We start from the raw sequence: 546 nt of genomic DNA on the forward strand, positions 1-546 counted from the left end.
AACTAACTGCGCATTACCACAGCTGGGTTCCCCCATTCGGACATCCCCGGATCAAAGCCTGCTTACGGCTCCCCGAGGCATTTCGTCGTTCGCCACGTCCTTCTTCGGCTCCTAGTGCCTAGGCATCCTCCGTGTGCTCTTTCTAGCTTAACCTAGAAAAAACTTTAAAGATTTTYGCRAGATCCGAAGATCAAGCAACCTAAGTTCTTACTTTACGTTTTTGTTTCGTTATCTAGTTTTCAAGGAACAAATGTTRTTGAAGGGTTAATTCATCCTTCAAAACTGAACACGAGTGAGTAAGCGATTTGTGTGYTAARCACACTTGACTGGATCTATCAGATCCGAGTCTCCATAGAAAGGAGGTGATCCAGCCGCACCTTCCGATACGGCTACCTTGTTACGACTTCACCCCAATCATCTACCCCACCTTCGGCGGCTGGCTCCCTTGCGGGTTACCCCACCGACTTCGGGTGTTGTAAACTCTCGTGGTGTGACGGGCGGTGTGTACAAGACCCGGGAACGTATTCACCGCGGCATGCTGATCCG

At 49.9% G+C, this 546-nt stretch carries 2 rRNA genes; both read right to left on the reverse strand.

Annotated elements, in window-relative coordinates:
- Positions 1-153, reverse strand: a 23S ribosomal RNA gene (locus AC1DVJ_RS31305); the annotation flags it as partial.
- Positions 154-355: 202 nt separating this feature from the next.
- A 16S ribosomal RNA gene (locus AC1DVJ_RS31310) occupies positions 356-546 on the reverse strand; the annotation flags it as partial.

The organism is Paenibacillus sp. P4_A9 (assembly GCF_056402415.1).